Origin of the sequence: Pontivivens ytuae (genome assembly GCF_015679265.1) — a bacterium.
GTDB lineage: Bacteria > Pseudomonadota > Alphaproteobacteria > Rhodobacterales > Rhodobacteraceae > Pontivivens > Pontivivens ytuae.
In genome coordinates, this window is sequence record NZ_CP064942.1 from 1480630 (window position 1) to 1495348 (window position 14719).

At 68.8% G+C, this 14719-nt stretch carries 13 protein-coding genes and 1 riboswitch; of the genes, 7 read left to right on the top strand and 6 right to left on the bottom strand.

Annotation, left to right across the window (positions count from 1 at the left end; all coding sequences use genetic code 11):
- Positions 1 to 8: 8 nt before the first annotated feature.
- The 4 genes from I0K15_RS07175 to I0K15_RS07190 form a co-directional block, all read right to left on the bottom strand.
- Positions 9 to 635: a hypothetical protein gene (locus I0K15_RS07175; protein WP_196104718.1), complete on the bottom strand. Its 627-nt coding sequence runs from the start codon at positions 633 to 635 to the stop codon at positions 9 to 11.
- A gap of 189 nt (positions 636 to 824) precedes the next feature.
- Positions 825 to 1232, bottom strand: a complete 408-nt coding sequence (locus I0K15_RS07180) for a DUF4864 domain-containing protein (RefSeq protein WP_196104719.1) — start codon at positions 1230 to 1232, stop codon at positions 825 to 827.
- A gap of 107 nt (positions 1233 to 1339) precedes the next feature.
- A complete protein-coding gene (gene recQ / locus I0K15_RS07185) occupies positions 1340 to 3391 on the bottom strand; it encodes a DNA helicase RecQ (protein ID WP_196104721.1) in 2052 nt (683 codons plus the stop codon).
- A 10-nt stretch (positions 3392 to 3401) separates the two neighbouring features.
- The gene (locus tag I0K15_RS07190; RefSeq protein WP_196104723.1) at positions 3402 to 5030 is read right to left on the bottom strand and encodes a saccharopine dehydrogenase family protein; all 1629 of its coding nucleotides are present in this window, start codon (positions 5028 to 5030) and stop codon (positions 3402 to 3404) included.
- 96 nt (positions 5031 to 5126) lie between these two features.
- On the opposite strand from I0K15_RS07190, the gene I0K15_RS07195 reads away from it, so the two are divergent.
- The 3 genes from I0K15_RS07195 to I0K15_RS07205 are packed head-to-tail and all read left to right on the top strand — an operon-like array spanning position 5127 to position 7509.
- Positions 5127 to 5906, top strand: coding sequence for a mechanosensitive ion channel family protein (locus I0K15_RS07195; RefSeq protein ID WP_196104724.1), 780 nt, complete (start codon positions 5127 to 5129; stop codon positions 5904 to 5906).
- Positions 5903 to 6601: a haloacid dehalogenase type II gene (locus I0K15_RS07200; protein ID WP_196104731.1), complete on the top strand. Its 699-nt coding sequence runs from the start codon at positions 5903 to 5905 to the stop codon at positions 6599 to 6601. Before I0K15_RS07195 ends, I0K15_RS07200 begins: the two co-directional genes overlap by 4 nt.
- Positions 6598 to 7509: an aminotransferase class IV gene (locus I0K15_RS07205; protein WP_196104733.1), complete on the top strand. Its 912-nt coding sequence runs from the start codon at positions 6598 to 6600 to the stop codon at positions 7507 to 7509. The genes I0K15_RS07200 and I0K15_RS07205 overlap by 4 nt, the downstream gene beginning before the upstream one ends.
- Here the strand turns inward: I0K15_RS07205 and I0K15_RS07210 are convergent.
- Positions 7499 to 8722, bottom strand: a complete 1224-nt coding sequence (locus tag I0K15_RS07210; protein WP_196104735.1) for a class I SAM-dependent RNA methyltransferase — start codon at positions 8720 to 8722, stop codon at positions 7499 to 7501. The two genes, I0K15_RS07205 and I0K15_RS07210, sit on opposite strands and share 11 nt — an antisense overlap.
- A gap of 76 nt (positions 8723 to 8798) precedes the next feature.
- Positions 8799 to 8886, top strand: a riboswitch (glycine riboswitch).
- Between the two features lie 228 nt (positions 8887 to 9114).
- Here I0K15_RS07210 and gcvT point away from each other — a divergent pair.
- The 4 genes from gcvT (at position 9115) to I0K15_RS07230 (ending at position 14063) form a co-directional block, all read left to right on the top strand.
- A complete protein-coding gene (gcvT, locus tag I0K15_RS07215; protein WP_196104736.1) occupies positions 9115 to 10200 on the top strand; it encodes a glycine cleavage system aminomethyltransferase GcvT in 1086 nt (361 codons plus the stop codon).
- Between the two features lie 9 nt (positions 10201 to 10209).
- Positions 10210 to 10569, top strand: coding sequence for a glycine cleavage system protein GcvH (gene gcvH, locus I0K15_RS07220; protein ID WP_196105398.1), 360 nt, complete (start codon positions 10210 to 10212; stop codon positions 10567 to 10569).
- 94 nt (positions 10570 to 10663) lie between these two features.
- A complete protein-coding gene (gene gcvP, locus I0K15_RS07225) occupies positions 10664 to 13501 on the top strand; it encodes an aminomethyl-transferring glycine dehydrogenase (protein WP_230374326.1) in 2838 nt (945 codons plus the stop codon).
- Positions 13502 to 13592: 91 nt separating this feature from the next.
- Complete coding sequence (locus I0K15_RS07230) at positions 13593 to 14063, top strand: Dps family protein (RefSeq protein WP_196104740.1); 471 nt, start codon at positions 13593 to 13595, stop codon at positions 14061 to 14063.
- Positions 14064 to 14136: 73 nt separating this feature from the next.
- Here the strand turns inward: I0K15_RS07230 and I0K15_RS07235 are convergent, their stop codons facing one another.
- Entirely contained in the window at positions 14137 to 14691 is a 555-nt protein-coding gene (locus tag I0K15_RS07235; RefSeq protein WP_196104742.1) for a copper chaperone PCu(A)C, read from the bottom strand.
- Positions 14692 to 14719: the final 28 nt, after the last annotated feature.

A 14719-nucleotide genomic window follows, 5' to 3' on the forward strand; every position in this document is an offset into this window, starting at 1 on the left:
TCCGCCGCCTAGAACGCATCAGCATCGTCGGTCACGCCGTCGCCGATGGCGCCGTAGTCGCGCACGTCGACCCAGTCCATCATCGTGCGGTGAAAAACGGAGGTGACGTCCTCGATCCGGATATCCTCGATCCGAACGGAGCAGTTGTTGTCGCCCACGAGGTCGAGGCCCAGATGCCCGGCCGTCGCCGCCGTGCCCCAGACCATGTCGACGCCCGAACGGTTGCCGACACCGACGATGGCCGTGACCTCGTAGGGCACGCCGTAGTTCTCCAGGAACACCTCGGGCCCGAAGGCTGGCACGGTGGTGACCGGCGTGCCGGTCGCATCCTCCGCCGAGGCGCCGATGCGGACCGAGGGGCGGTTGCCCCCGACCAGCTTCACACGGGCGGTGACGCGCAGGTAGCAGCCCGGCGGCACGGCGGTGAGGCCGAACCAGCGCAGCTTCAGCACGCTCTCGGTCTTGAAGATCTCCAGGCAGTCGCCGAAATCGGCATCCGCCGTGACGAGGGCCGCATCGGCGGCGCCGTCATAGCTCGCGTCGCCGGGCCGCCCGTCCACGCGCGACCAGTTTTCCAGGCCCTCGATGAATGCAGGCGGCATCAGCGTGATGCCGTCGGTGACAGCCTTGTTCATGAACCAAATCCCTTGTCGCCGGCGGGCGCGTCGGGATGTGAAGTCGGGAAGGGTCAGAGCGGGAGCCCGCGGCGGGCTCCGATCCAGATCACGCCGGGGCCGGATCCGAAATGCTCTTGTGAAATGGCGGGGCCGCTGGCGGCCGCACCGTCTCCGGGTCTACCGCCCGAGAGTTAAGGCGATGTTAATTCAGGCCCCCACGCCCGCGTCGGGCAGCAGCCTCACGCCGTTGATCTGCCAGATGCCGTCGGTCTCCACGAACTCGTATTCGGCAAGGAACAAACGGCCGTTGGCACCGCCCAGCACCACCTGCTGGTAAAACTTGTCCTCGCGCGCCTCGCTCAGCCCGAACCGGACGGAGGACGGCCGCCACACCATCGGATAGCCGCCGCGCACCATGGCCGCGAATCGCTGGGGCGTTCTGAAGATTTCCTGGATGTTCGGCGAGGCATAGGTGAACGCCTCCTCGAAATCGTCCCGCTGGAAGGCGTCGAGTTGGGCGACGATGACATCCCGCGCCGCCGCCTCATCCGCCTGGACCGCACTGCCGAAGAGCAGCCCCACGACCGTCGCGGTCGCTATTGCAAACTTCCGCATCACTTCTCTCCTCTACTTCCGACATTTTCTGAAAGTAGTACGGCTCGCAAAGCATGAAAGTTTCCCTCACGCCGGATTGCGCGCACGTGACGCAGGTTCGCCGCAGGTCATGCCTCCGACAGGATTCGGAGAAAAACGTTACCAAACCGTTCCGTACGCGCCGGATCCATGCCCTGAACGCGCGTGAGCTCATCCTCCGAACCGGGCCGGACTGCGGCAATCCGCGCCAGGGTGGCCGTCGAACAGGAGAGCGGTTTCGCGGTCCCGTCCGGCCCGTAGGCGAGGTCGAGTTGGGCGGCGTGCAGCCGGTCCACGAGATCGCCGTAGCCTCGCGCCGCCGCACGCATCTTCGCGGGATGAACCTCGGGCTCCGGCGCGCCGGTGAGCACTTCGAGGAAGATGCGCCCGAACTTCTCCAGCTTCTTGGTGCCGACGCCCGGCAGGCGGCCGAAGGCATCGAGGGTCTGCGGTTTCGCCTCGACCATCGCGACCAGCGTGCGGTCGGGAAAGATGACGTAGGCGGGCACCTTCGCGGCCTCCGCCAGCTCCCGCCGCTTCGATTTCAGCGCCCAGAGCAGCGGCTCGTCGGCTTCGCTCACCATCGCCTCGACCTTCGGACGCTTCGCGTCGCGGCGCGTGAGGCTGTCCTTGCGCAGGGTGAGGCTCTGCTCGCCCTTCAGGACCGGGCGCGCCGCCTCGGTCAGGCGCAGCGCGTTGTGGCGCGCGGGATCGGGGCGGACGAGGTCGAGCGCCATGAGCTGGCGGAAGATCGTCTGCCACTGCTTGCGGGAGAACTCGCGCCCGATCCCGAACGTGGACAGGCGCTCATGCCCGCGAGCGGTTACCTTTTCCGTCTCCTCGCCGAGGAGGATGTCGATGAGGTGGCCCGCGCCGAACCACTCCTCTGCCCGGAAGACGGTCGACAGCGCCTTGCGCGCTGCTTCGGTCGCGTCGAAGGTTTCTGGCTTTTCGAGGCAGAGATCGCAGTTGCCGCAGGGCTCAGCCAGCACCTCACCGAAATAGGCGAGCAGGGTCTGGCGGCGGCAAACGGGCGCTTCGGCCAAGGCCAGCAGCGTATTGAGGCGGGCATGGTCGGCCTGCTTGCGCTCGGGGCTCGCCAGTCCCTCCTCGATCTGGGCGCGGCGCAGGCGGATATCGTCGGGGCCGTAGAGGGTCAGCGTCTCCGCCGGGTCGCCGTCGCGGCCGGCGCGGCCGATCTCCTGGTAGTAGCTCTCGATGGACTTCGGCAGATCGGCGTGGAGGACATAGCGGATGTCCGGCTTGTCGACGCCCATGCCGAACGCGATGGTGGCAACGACGACGAGGCCGTCCTCGGTCTGGAACCGCGCCTCCGCCTCCCGACGGTCGTCGGGCTCCATCCCGGCGTGATAGCTGATCGCGGGCACCCCGGCCTCGCGCAGGGCCTGGGCCAGCACCTCGGTCTTGTTGCGCGATGCGGCGTAGATGATGCCGGAGCGGCCCTTGCGCGCCACCGCGTAGTCGAGGAGCTGGCGCCGCGGCTGGTTCTTCGGCTGGAAGGCGAGGGTGAGGTTAGGGCGGTCGAAGCCTTGGAGGAAGGTCCGCGGCTCGCGCCCGCCGAACAGGCGCTCCACGATCTCGGCCCGCGTTTCGGCATCGGCGGTGGCGGTGAAGGCGGTGATCTGGCAGCCCAGCGTCTCACGCAGGGCACCTATCCGTAAGTAATCGGGGCGGAAATCATGGCCCCACTGGCTGACGCAATGCGCCTCGTCCACCGCGATCATGCCGACGCCGGCGCGGCGCAGCAGCCGCTCGGTACCCCCGGCGGCGAGGCGTTCGGGCGCGATGTAGAGGAGGCGCAGGTCGCCCCGGTCGATGGCGTCGAAAACCTCCTCGGTCTCCTCCTCCGTATTGGCGGAGGTGAGGTGGCCGGCGCTGACCCCGGCGGCGCGCAGGGCGCGGACCTGGTCGCGCATCAGGGCGATCAGAGGGCTAACGACAAGTGTTACAGCATTCCGGGATATAGCCGGAAGTTGGTAACATAACGACTTGCCGCCGCCGGTCGGCATGATGGCGAGCACGTCCTCACCGCCGGCCACCGCCTCCACGATCTCCGCCTGGCCCGGACGGAAGTCGGAGAAGCCGAAGACGGAGGCGAGGAGCGGGCGGAGATCGGACATGGCCTCCGGTCTAGCCGCTCGGATCGTCGGGTTCCAGACGCGAAAGCGTGCCTTTGTAGCGGACGATCAGGCCGAGGCCGAGCGGGGCATGGAGGGCCACGTCGAAGGCCGGTTTGCCGTCGGGTCCGGCCCGCTCGGTCGCCACGGATTTCGGCAGCAGAAACCGGGGGATGGGCAGGCCGAGGACGCGGCCAGAGGCGACTGGGAAGGCGAGCGCGTCTTTTGTCGCCGTCAGGTCGAGCGCGAACTCGGTGGGGCCGAAGCGTTCGTGCATCGCGCCGTTCTTCCAGCGGAGGTGCGAGCGGAATTTTCGCTTGCCGAAGGTCCGGGTCCAACGCTCGGTGTCGCCACGCCGCTCCATCACGACGCGGACCGGGGTGTCGGTCGTCGCAGCGGGAAAACCGAAGAGGCGGCGGATCAGGGCCGGGATCACGCCTCTCCCGTTCTCGATGGAGGCGGTGCCGGTCCAGATCGCCATGTCGGTGAAGTTGTGCAGGGCGCGAACCTCGGGCGGCAGGTCGTGGAAGCCGCTGACATGTCGGGGGAAAAGCGGTTCGACCTCCTCCTCGAAACGCGGGAAGCGGATCTGGAGGCCCTCCATCCCCGCCTCCAGCGCATCGAGCGGGATCTCGTCGACGCAGGCGCGGGCGCCGGGTTCGAGCGTGTCGAGGCGACCGGCAAGGACGCGCGCGGGGATCGCGGGGACGAAGGGGCCGTCGCCGCCCTCCGCAATCACCGACCATTGGCGGCGGAGCGTGCGGCCTTCACTCCGGCCCGTGACGATCACCGCCATCCCGCCGGTCCCGGTGCCGAAGGGCTTCAGGAGCACCGCCGCCCAGTGGATCGGCACCGTGAGCAGGGTCAGGCGCGGCAGCAGGCGGCGTTTGCGCAGCCAGGCAATTACGCCGAGGCCACGATGCATCAGGCCAAGCTCCAGGCCCGCACGGAAGAGGACGGTCTCGGCCCCGAAATGCTTTGGAAACAGGGCGAGATCCGGCGCGCCGATCAGGCTGCCCGGGCGTTCGAGGCCGGGCTCCAGCGGGACCACGCGGCGATCCTCGAAGCCCGAAATTTCCTCCCACCGGCCGCCGCGGCGGATGCGCAGGGGCTCACCGGCCTGGGCGAGGATGCTGCCGATCACGGCACGGCCGCGCGGCGCGCGGTTGCCGGGGAGCAGCGCGCTCTCGATCTGCGTCACGTCGAGGCCGTCGGCGAGCGCGGTGGCCGCAGCACCCGTGATCGCGGGCATGGTGGAGACGCCGGAGAAGACCGTGACGCCCGCGGCGCGCGCTTCGGCGTCCAGCGCGGTGATCCCGGCGGTGAACTCCGGATCGTCGGAGAAGTCGAAGCAGTGCATCCCGGCGGCGATCGCAGCATAAGCGACGCGGTAGGGATCGGACCCGAGGGTCTGAAAGGGTCCCGTCGCATCGACGACGAGATCCGCGCCGCTCTCGCCCAGCGCGGACAGATCGCCGGCGCGGTCGAGCATCAGCGGCTCCCCGCCATGCTCGGCACAGAACGCCTCCGCCTTCGTCCGCGAGCGGCCCGCGACGATGACCTCGTGACCGTCCCGAAGCAGCAGCCGCGCGAGCCGCCCGCCGAAGACGCCATAGCCGCCAAGGATGAGAATGCGGGCCATGGCCCCTCCGGTTTTTCGTGGATCAGACAAGGGTTTGCTTAGTGCGGCGGCAGCCTTATTCATCTGTGACAGCGGGACGCAAAGGGGAGAGGCGGCATGGCCTGGTGGCTCGATCTGATATTCGACGTGATCGTCGCGGGGGCGATCGCGGTCATCGCGCTGGCGCTGGCAAGCTTCGTGAAGGCGCAGATCCGGTCCTTCGGGCGGCGCTCGGACCGGTTCGACGAGACGCTGATGAACTTCCTCGCCACCGTGGCGCGGTACGCGGTGCTGGTCTTTGCAGCGATCTTCATCCTGGCGCGGTTCGGGATCCAGACGGCCTCCCTCATCGCGGTCCTTGGTGCGGCGGGCATCGCGATCGGGCTGGCGCTGCAGGGAACGCTGTCGAACCTCGCCTCTGGGCTGATGCTGCTCGCCTTCCGCCCCTTCAACACAGGCGACTACGTGGAGGCGGGCGGCAAGTCCGGCACGGTGACGGAGATCAGCCTCTTCACCACGGAGCTCACGACGCCCGACAACGTGCAGGTCTTCGTGCCCAACCGCGATGTCTGGGACGGGCCGATCACCAACTACTCCGCCCATGAGGAGCGGCGCGTGGACCTCGTGCTGGGCGTCGGCTACGGCGCGAACCTCAAGGAGGTGGAGAACGTGATCCGCGGCGTGCTGGATGCGGAGGGACGGCTGCACGACGACAAGCCGGTCTTCGTGAAGGTGACGGCCCTCGGCGATAGCGCGGTGGAGTTCACGGTGCGGGTCTGGGTCGCGCGCGGTGACTACTTCGACGTGAAATGCGACCTGACCGCGGCGTTGAAGGAAGCGATGGACGATGCGGGCATCGACATCCCCTATCCCACCCGCACGATCGTGAACGGATGATCCGGGCCTGCATCTTCGACGTGTTCGGCACGCTGGTCGACTGGCGGACCGGGATCGCGGAGGCCGCGGCCCCGGTGTTCGCGCGGCATGGCATCGCGCACGACCCCTTCGATTTCGCCGACCGCTGGCGGGCCGAGTACCAGCCGGGGATGGAGGCCGTGCGCTCCGGCGGGCGTGGCTATGTCCGGCTGGAGGTCCTGCATCGGGAGAACCTGGACCGCGCGCTTATCGGCGCTGGGATCGACCTGCCGGTGATGGAGCGCGATGGGCTGAACGAGGGCTGGACCCGGCTGCCGCCCTGGCCGGATGTCGTTGAGGGGCTTCGGGCGGTGCGGGCGAAGATGCTGGCCGCGCCCTGCTCCAACGGCTCCATCGCGCTGATGGCGCGGCTGGCCCGCTTCGGCGGGCTGCAGTGGGACGCGATCACGGGGGCGGAGATCGCGCGGAACTACAAGCCGATGGCGGAGGTGTACCATGCCTCCGCCGCCGCTCTCGGCTTCGCGCCGGGGGAGGTCATGATGGTCGCGACGCACAACGACGACCTCGCGGCAGCGCGGGCGGCGGGGCTGCGCACCGGCTATTTCCCGCGGCCTCTGGAATACGGGCCAGCGCGCGGGCGGGATCTGGAGCCGGCGCAGGACTGGGACATCGTGGCCGAGGATCTGCCGGGCCTCGCGGCCCAGTTGCCCGGATGACCGGGCTGGAGCAGGGCGCCGCCTGGATGGACGGGCGGATCATCCCGGTGACGGACGCGGCGATCCCCGTCACGGACTGGGGCGTCACCCATTCCGACATCGCCTATGACGTGGTGCCGGTCTGGCAGGGTGCGTTCTTCCGGCTCGACGACTACGTGACCCGCTTCCTCGCCTCGCTCAGCGCACTGCGGATGGAGATCGGGATGGACCGCGCGGCGATCGAAGCAGCGCTGCACGAGATGGTCGCCGCCTCCGGCCTGCGCGACGCCTATGTGGCGATGGTCGCAGCCCGAGGCCGCAACCCGGTGCCGGGCTCGCGCGATCCGCGCGACTGCGCCAACCACTTCTACGCCTGGTGCGTGCCCTACGTGCATGTCGTGAAGCCGGTGGTGGTGGAGCAGGGCTGTGCCGTCTGGATCGCCAAGTCCGTGCGCCGCATCCCGAAGGACAGCGTCGATCCGACGGTGAAGAACTACCACTGGGGGGACTTCACCTCCGGCCTCTTCGAGGCGAAGGAGCGGGGCTACGAGACCACGCTGCTGCTCGACCATGCGGGCAACGTGACGGAGGGGCCGGGCTTCAACGCCTTCGCGCTTTTCGGGCGGCGGATCGTGACGCCGGATGCGGGCGTGCTTCACGGCATCACGCGGCGCACGGTGCTGGAGATGGCTGCCGAGGCGGGGTTGGAGACGGAGGTGCGCCCCCTGCCCCTCGCCGAGTTCCTGGAGGCGGACGAGGTGTTCCTCTCCTCCTCCGGCGGCGGGGTGATCCCGGTGGCGCGGGTGGACGAGCGGGTGTTCTCGAACGGGCGGCCGGGGCCGGTGGCGCGCGATCTGCGCGACCGGTACTTCGCGTGGATGGGGCGGGCGGCGCATCGCAGCCCGGTGGACTACGGCCCTAGCGGGTGAAGCCCGCGACGAGCTCCACATGGCTCGACCAGCGGAACTGATCGACGATGGTCACGGGGCCGAGGCGGAAGCCGTGCTCCACCAAGAGCTTCGCATCGCGGGCGAAGGTGACGGGGTTGCAGGAGACATGGGCGAGGCAGGCAAGCCCGCTCGCCGCGATCTCGGCCACCTGCGCCTGCGCGCCCGCGCGTGGCGGATCGATCACGGCGGCATCGTAATCCTTGAGCTCCGAGGGCAGCAGCGGGCGGCGGAAGAGGTCGCGCGCCTTTGTGGTGACGCGCTTGAGGCCCGGCGTCTCCCGCCACGCGCGGTCGAGGGCGGCGAGCATGTCGGCGGCGCTTTCAACCGCGTGAACCTCCGCCGTCTCGGCAAGCGGCAGGGCGAAGGTGCCGCATCCGGCGAAGAGGTCGACGACGCGCGGAGCGTTGCCGACGATCCGGCGGACCTCCGCGACGAGGGCGGCCTCGCCTTCCGGAGTCGCTTGCAGAAAGGCGCCGGGCGGCGGGATCACGTGGCCGCGGCCCATCCTCTGCCGCGGCGGGGCGGGCGTGGCGATCACCTCGCCGTTCCAGCTGAGCCGGGCGATGTTGTGGGTGTGGATGAGGCCGGCGAGCTCGACGAGTTGCGCAGGCTCCAGCGGCTTCGCCTCGTCCACCGCCACGTCCGGCCCGGCCTCCGACAGCGTGACCGATAGACGCAGGATCCCCTTGCGGGAGGCGCCGAGGCGGGTCAGCGCGTCGAGGAGCGGCCGGAGCGCGAGGAGGTCGGGATGGACGACGCGGCACTCCGGCACCTCGACCACCTGATGGGCGGCGCGGGCGTGAAAGCCGACGGTAACACCCTTCCTGGTGCGCTTGCCTGCGAAGGTGGCGCGACGGCGGGAGCGCTCCGGCGAGGTCGCGACCTGCGAGATCGGGGCCTGCAGGCCCTGCGCGGCCAGCGCCGTCTCCACCACCTGCCGCCGCCAGTCGGCGACCAGCGTGTCGGAGGCATGCTGCATCACGCAGCCGCCGCACTGGCCGAAATGGGGGCAAGGCGCCTTCACCCGATCGGAGATGGGCGTGACGATGCGCGGCGCGGCCATGCGCCCCTCCACGATCTCGCCCGCCACGACCTCACCGGGCAGGGCGCCGGGCGCGTGCACCGGCGCGCCGTCCACCGTGGAAACCCCGTCGCCCAGATGGCCGAGCCGCTCGATCGTGATCGTATCCATGGCGGCGATGTACGGCCTCAGGGCCGCATGTGCAGCAAAAATCCTTGCGGGACGCCGCGGCTCGGGTATGTTTCCACCGTCCCGTCCGGGAGAATGCGGCACGCGCCGCTGCCGAAGGAGCAACCGCCCCGGAAACTCTCAGGCCCACGGACCGGCGGGATCAGGACTCTGGAGAGAGGCGCAGGCCGCGCCCGCCGACGGGATAACGATCTCAGGCGAACGGACAGAGGGGGCATCGCCGCGCGACGGGCGCGCGGCCTGATGCTGACGGGGCTGCTCATGATCGGACTTCTGCATTCTCTCTTCGCGAAATATCCCCGCCGGAGGCTCCCGGTGGCGATCGCAGATGCCTCCGGCGGGGATATTTCTGGACAGATGAAGGAGGGTGTGCAGTGAGCGGGCTGAAGCGCACGCCGCTGGCCGATCTTCACGCGCGCCTCGGCGGCAAGATGGTGCCCTTCGCCGGGTGGGAGATGCCGGTGCAGTACGCGGACGGCGTGCTGAAGGAGCACCTGCACACGCGCGCCGCCGCCGGGCTCTTCGACGTGAGCCACATGGGGCAGCTCCGGCTCACCGGCGCGGACCGGGTGGAGGCGCTGGAGCGGCTGATGCCGGTCAACGTGGCCGAGCTGAAGCCCGGGCGGCAGCGTTACGGGCTGCTGACGAATGCGGTGGGCGGGATCCTCGACGATCTGATGTTCGCCAATATGGGCGACTGGATCTTCTTGGTGGTGAACGCCGCGCGGGCCGATCACGACATCCCGCATATCGCGGCCGAGACCAAGGTCGAGGTGCTCGACCGGGCGCTGATCGCCCTGCAGGGACCCGCGGCGGAGGAGGCGCTCGCGGCGCTGAACGGAGATGTGCGCGACATGCGCTTCATGGACGCGCGGGTGATGCCGCTGATCGAGGGCGACTGCTTCATCACACGTTCCGGCTATACCGGCGAGGACGGGTTCGAGATCTCGGTGCCGCGTGACGAGGCGGAGGCCGTGGCCGAGGCGCTGCTGGAGCAGGAGGGCGTCGCGCCCGTCGGTCTCGGCGCGCGGGACAGCCTGCGGCTGGAGGCGGGGCTCTGCCTTTACGGCAACGACATCGACGAGGGCACCACGCCGGTGGAGGCGGGGCTGACCTGGGCGATCCAGAAGCGGCGGCGGGAAGAGGGCGGCTATCCGGGTGCGGACGTCATCGGACCGCAACTTGCGACGGGGGCGGCGCGTCAGCGCGTCGGCCTGCGCCCCACCGGTCGGGCGCCGCTGCGCGCGGGCACGCCGCTTCATGCCGAGGAGAACGGACCCGAGATCGGCAGGATCACCTCCGGCGGCTTCGGCCCAACGGTCGGCGGTCCGATCTCCATGGGCTATGTGCCGAGCGAATTTTCACAGGCGGGCACCGGGCTATTTGCGTCGCTCAGGGGGCGCTTCGAGCCGGTGACGGTCGCGCCCCTGCCCTTCGTTCAACAGAGCTACAAGAGGTAACAGATGGCGCTGAAATTCACCGAAGAGCACGAGTGGCTGAAGGTCGACGGCGACGAGGTCATCGTCGGCATCACGGAGCACGCGCAGAGCCAGCTCGGCGATCTCGTATTCGTGGAGCTGCCCGAGCCCGGCACCAAGGTGGAGAAGGACGACGAGATCGTGGTGATCGAGAGCGTCAAGGCGGCCTCCGACATCATGGCGCCGCTGGACGGGGAGATCACGGCCGTGAACGACAAGATCGTGGAGACGCCCTCGCTGGTGAACGAGGATCCGATGGAGGAAGGCTGGTTCTTCCGCATGTCGCTGAACGATCCGTCGGAGCTCGACGGGCTGATGGACGAGGACGCCTACAAGGCCTTCGTAGGCTGAGGGTTGGGACCGTCCCGGGCGGCAGACCCGGGACCTTTTTGAGACCGAACGGCCCCGGACCGGCGTCCGGGACGGTCGGCAGAGGATGAGAGTGATGCGCTACACGCCGACGGATTATGCTCCTTACGACTTCGCCAACCGCCGCCATATCGGGCCGTCCCCGGCCGAGATGGAGGAGATGCTGGGCGTGCTGGGTGCCGAAAGCCTCGATGCGCTGATCGCCGATGTGGTGCCCGCGGACCTGCGGCAGGGCGAGGAGCTCGACTGGGCGCCGATCAGCGAGCAGGAGGCGTTGAAGCGGCTGCGCGCGGTGGCGGACAAGAACACGGTCCTCACCTCACTGATCGGGCAGGGTTATCACGGGACGGTCACGCCGCCGGTGATCCAGCGCAACATCTTCGAGAACCCGGCCTGGTACACCGCCTACACCCCCTACCAGCCGGAGATCAGCCAGGGGCGGCTGGAGGCCCTGCTGAACTACCAGACGATGATCGCGGACCTGACGGGGCTGGAGATCGCGAACGCCTCCCTGCTCGACGAGGCGACGGCGGCGGCCGAGGCGATGGCGCTCGCACAGCGGGCGGGAAAGTCGAAGGCGACGGCCTTCTTCGTCGATCACCACTGCCACCCGCAGACCATCGACGTGATCCGCACGCGGGCCGAGCCGCTGGGCTGGGACGTGATCGTGGGCGATCCGTTCGCAGATCTGGACCCGGAGGCCGTGTTCGGCGCGATCTTCCAGTATCCAGGCACTTACGGGCACTGTCATGACTTCTCGGAGGTGATTGCGAAGCTGCACGACGCCAAGGCGCTCGCCGTGGTCGCCGCCGATCCGCTGGCGCTGTGCCTGCTGAAATCGCCGGGCGAGATGGGTGCGGATATCGCCATCGGCAACACGCAACGCTTCGGCGTGCCGCTTGGCGCGGGCGGGCCGCATGCCGCCTACATGGCGTGCCGCGATGCCTACAAGCGGTCCATGCCGGGGCGTATCGTCGGCGTCTCCGTCGATGCGCGGGGCAACCGGGCCTACCGGCTGGCGCTGCAAACACGGGAGCAGCACATCCGGCGGGAGAAGGCGACATCGAATGTCTGCACGGCGCAGGCGCTGCTGGCGGTGATGGCGAGCATGTATGCCGTGTTCCACGGGCCGGCGGGTCTGCGGGCCATCGCGCAGCGGGTGCACCAGAAGGCGGTGCGCGTGGCCGACGCGCTGGAGGCCGTGGGCTACACGGTCGAGCCCGGCACCTTCTTCGACACGATCACGGTGGAGGTCGGCGCCCCGCGCGAGGCAGTGATGCGCGCGGCCGTCGAGGCTGGGCTGAACCTGCGCCGCGTCGGCGAAACGAAGATCGGGATCGCGCTGGACGAGGCCGTCTGGCCGGAGGAGATCGCGCGGCTCATCGCCGTCTTCGGCGGCGTGGATGGTGGCGAAACCGATGCCTACCGCCTGCCCGAGGCCCTGATCCGGCAGAGCGAGTACCTGACCCACCCGATCTTCCACCAGAACCGGGCGGAGGCGGAGATGACCCGCTACATGCGGCGTCTCGCGGATCGGGACCTCGCGCTCGACCGCGCGATGATCCCGCTCGGCTCCTGCACGATGAAGCTCAACGCGACGGTGGAGATGATGCCGGTGAGCTGGCCGGAATTTTCCGCCATCCACCCCTTCGCCCCGGCCGATCAGCGCGCGGGTTATGCGGAGCTGATCGAGGATCTGAATGCGAAGCTCTGCGCGATCACGGGCTATGACGCGATCTCGATGCAGCCGAATTCGGGCGCGCAGGGCGAGTATGCAGGCCTGCTGACGATCCGCGCCTATCACAAGGCGCGGGGCGAGGAGCGGGACATCTGCCTGATTCCGGTGAACGCGCACGGCACCAACCCCGCCTCCGCCCAGATGGTGGGACTGAAGGTCGTGGTGGTGAAATGTACCGAGCGCGGCGATATCGACCTCGACGATTTCCGCGCGAAGGCGGAGGAGGCGGGCGACCGGCTCGCCGCCTGCATGATCACCTATCCGTCGACGCATGGCGTGTTCGAGGAGACGGTGCGCGAGGTCTGCGAGATCACCCATGCCCATGGCGGGCAGGTCTATCTCGACGGGGCGAACCTCAACGCGATGGTGGGGCTGGTGAAACCGGGCGAGATCGGCGCGGATGTAAGCCACCTCAACCTGCACAAGACCTTCTGCATTCCGCACGGCGGTGGCGGGCCGGGCATGGGGCCCATCGGGGTAAAGGCGCATCTGGCCGAGCACCTGCCGGGGCACGTGTCCGAGGGCGGCTCGGGCGCGGTCTCAGCGGCGACCTTCGGCTCGCCCTCGCTGCTGCCGATCTCCTGGGCCTACTGCCTGATGATGGGCGGCGCGGGGCTGACGCAGGCGACGAAGGTGGCGATCCTGTCGGCCAACTACATCGCCAAACGGCTGGAGGGCGCGTTCGACGTGCTCTATCGCGGCTCCTCGGGCCATGTCGCGCACGAGTGCATCATCGACACGCGCCCGTTGAAGGAGAGTGCGGGCGTCACCGTCGACGACGTCGCCAAGCGCCTGATCGACAATGGTTTCCACGCGCCGACCATGAGCTGGCCGGTGGCGGGCACCCTGATGATCGAACCGACCGAGAGCGAGCCGAAGGCGGAGCTCGACCGCTTCATCGCCGCGATGCTCTCCATCCGGGAGGAGGCGCGCGCGATCGAGGACGGCACGCTCGACCGGGAGAACAACCCGCTCGCCCACGCGCCGCACACGATGGAGGACCTGGTGGGCGACTGGGACCGACCCTACAGCCGCGAGCAGGCCTGCTTCCCGCCGGGGGCCTTCCGCGTGGACAAGTACTGGGCACCGGTGAACCGGGTCGACAACGCCTATGGCGACCGGAACCTCGTCTGCTCCTGCCCGCCGCTGGAGGAATACCTCGAAGCGGCCGAGTGACGCGGGAACGCGCGGTACTACCTTCCGTTGTGTGATTGAACGGCGCGCCGAGACCTGGCGCGCCCAGCTTGCACCGGAAGGAGTTGGACGAATGAAGGACACGGCACACGATCTGAGCGCGAACGCCAAGACCGCCGTTGTCGAGGGGCTGCACAACGCGCTGGCCGACGTGACGGTCGCGACGAAGAAGGCGCAGTTCTACCACTGGAACGTCACCGGCATGGCCTTCGGCTCGCTGCATGCGCTGTTCGAGGAGATCTACACCGATCACTTCGCCGCTCAGGACGAGATGGCCGAGCGGATCCGCGCGCTGGGCGACTTCACCGAAGGCAGCTTCGCGCAGGCGCTGGAGCGCTCCGACATCGAAGAGGCGAAGAACGTGATCCCGGCGGAGAAGATGGTCGAGGACATGGCGGAGGCGCAGGAGATGATCTCCGGCAGCCTCAAGACGCTCGCCGAAACCGCGACGAAGCAGGGCGACGACCTGACCGAGGACCTCGCCATCGGGCGGGCGCAGGCGCATGAGAAGTTCGCCTGGATGCTGCGCGCGCATCTGGGCTGACGGACTGACCCGTCACGAAAGAAGGCCCGGCGCGTGGTGGCGCCGGGCCCTTTTTTTGCGGATGACGCGCGGCTCAGTGGTCGTGGCCGCTGTGCTCACCGTCGCCATGCTCCATAGCGGCATCGCCGTGGTTGCCATGATCGCCGTGGCCCCCGTGATCGCCATGGCCGCTATAATCCATGCCGCCGGCGCGGTTCTCGGCCGCGAAGTCGACGACGATCTCGCCCGCATTCTCGAAGACGAGGGTGACCGGGTAGTTCTCCCCTTCCACCAGCTGGTTTTCGAGCCCCATGAACATCACGTGGAAGCTGCCGGGGCGCAGCTCGACCGTCTCACCGGCGGGGATGGGGATACCGCCCTCGACCTCGCGCATCCGCATGATGCCGTCGTCGTTCTCGGTCAGGTGCAGCTCCATGCGCGCGGCGACATCGGAGCGGGCCTCGATCAGCGTGTCGTCGGTCTCGCCCTCGTTGGTGATGCTCAGAAAGCCGCCGGAGGCGCGGGCGACGGTCGTGGTCGCGCGGGCCCAGGGATGGTCCAGCTTCAGCTCGCCCAGCTCGTAGTCGTGGGAAAAGGCAGGCGCAGCGAGCATCGCGGCGAGGGCCGCGGCGGAAAGGATGCGTTTCATGTGGGATATCCTGTTCTGACGTGTTGGT

Coding starts and splice junctions, on each gene's coding strand:
- I0K15_RS07210 (WP_196104735.1), bottom strand. CDS start 8,722: ATGGATACGATCACGATCGAGCGGCTCGGCCATCTGGGCGACGGGGTT.
- I0K15_RS07175 (WP_196104718.1), bottom strand. CDS start 635: ATGAACAAGGCTGTCACCGACGGCATCACGCTGATGCCGCCTGCATTC.
- I0K15_RS07195 (WP_196104724.1), top strand. CDS start 5,127: ATGGCCTGGTGGCTCGATCTGATATTCGACGTGATCGTCGCGGGGGCG.
- I0K15_RS07205 (WP_196104733.1), top strand. CDS start 6,598: ATGACCGGGCTGGAGCAGGGCGCCGCCTGGATGGACGGGCGGATCATC.
- I0K15_RS07235 (WP_196104742.1), bottom strand. CDS start 14,691: ATGAAACGCATCCTTTCCGCCGCGGCCCTCGCCGCGATGCTCGCTGCG.
- recQ (WP_196104721.1), bottom strand. CDS start 3,391: ATGTCCGATCTCCGCCCGCTCCTCGCCTCCGTCTTCGGCTTCTCCGAC.
- I0K15_RS07190 (WP_196104723.1), bottom strand. CDS start 5,030: ATGGCCCGCATTCTCATCCTTGGCGGCTATGGCGTCTTCGGCGGGCGG.
- I0K15_RS07230 (WP_196104740.1), top strand. CDS start 13,593: ATGAAGGACACGGCACACGATCTGAGCGCGAACGCCAAGACCGCCGTT.
- gcvP (WP_230374326.1), top strand. CDS start 10,664: ATGCGCTACACGCCGACGGATTATGCTCCTTACGACTTCGCCAACCGC.
- I0K15_RS07200 (WP_196104731.1), top strand. CDS start 5,903: ATGATCCGGGCCTGCATCTTCGACGTGTTCGGCACGCTGGTCGACTGG.
- I0K15_RS07180 (WP_196104719.1), bottom strand. CDS start 1,232: ATGCGGAAGTTTGCAATAGCGACCGCGACGGTCGTGGGGCTGCTCTTC.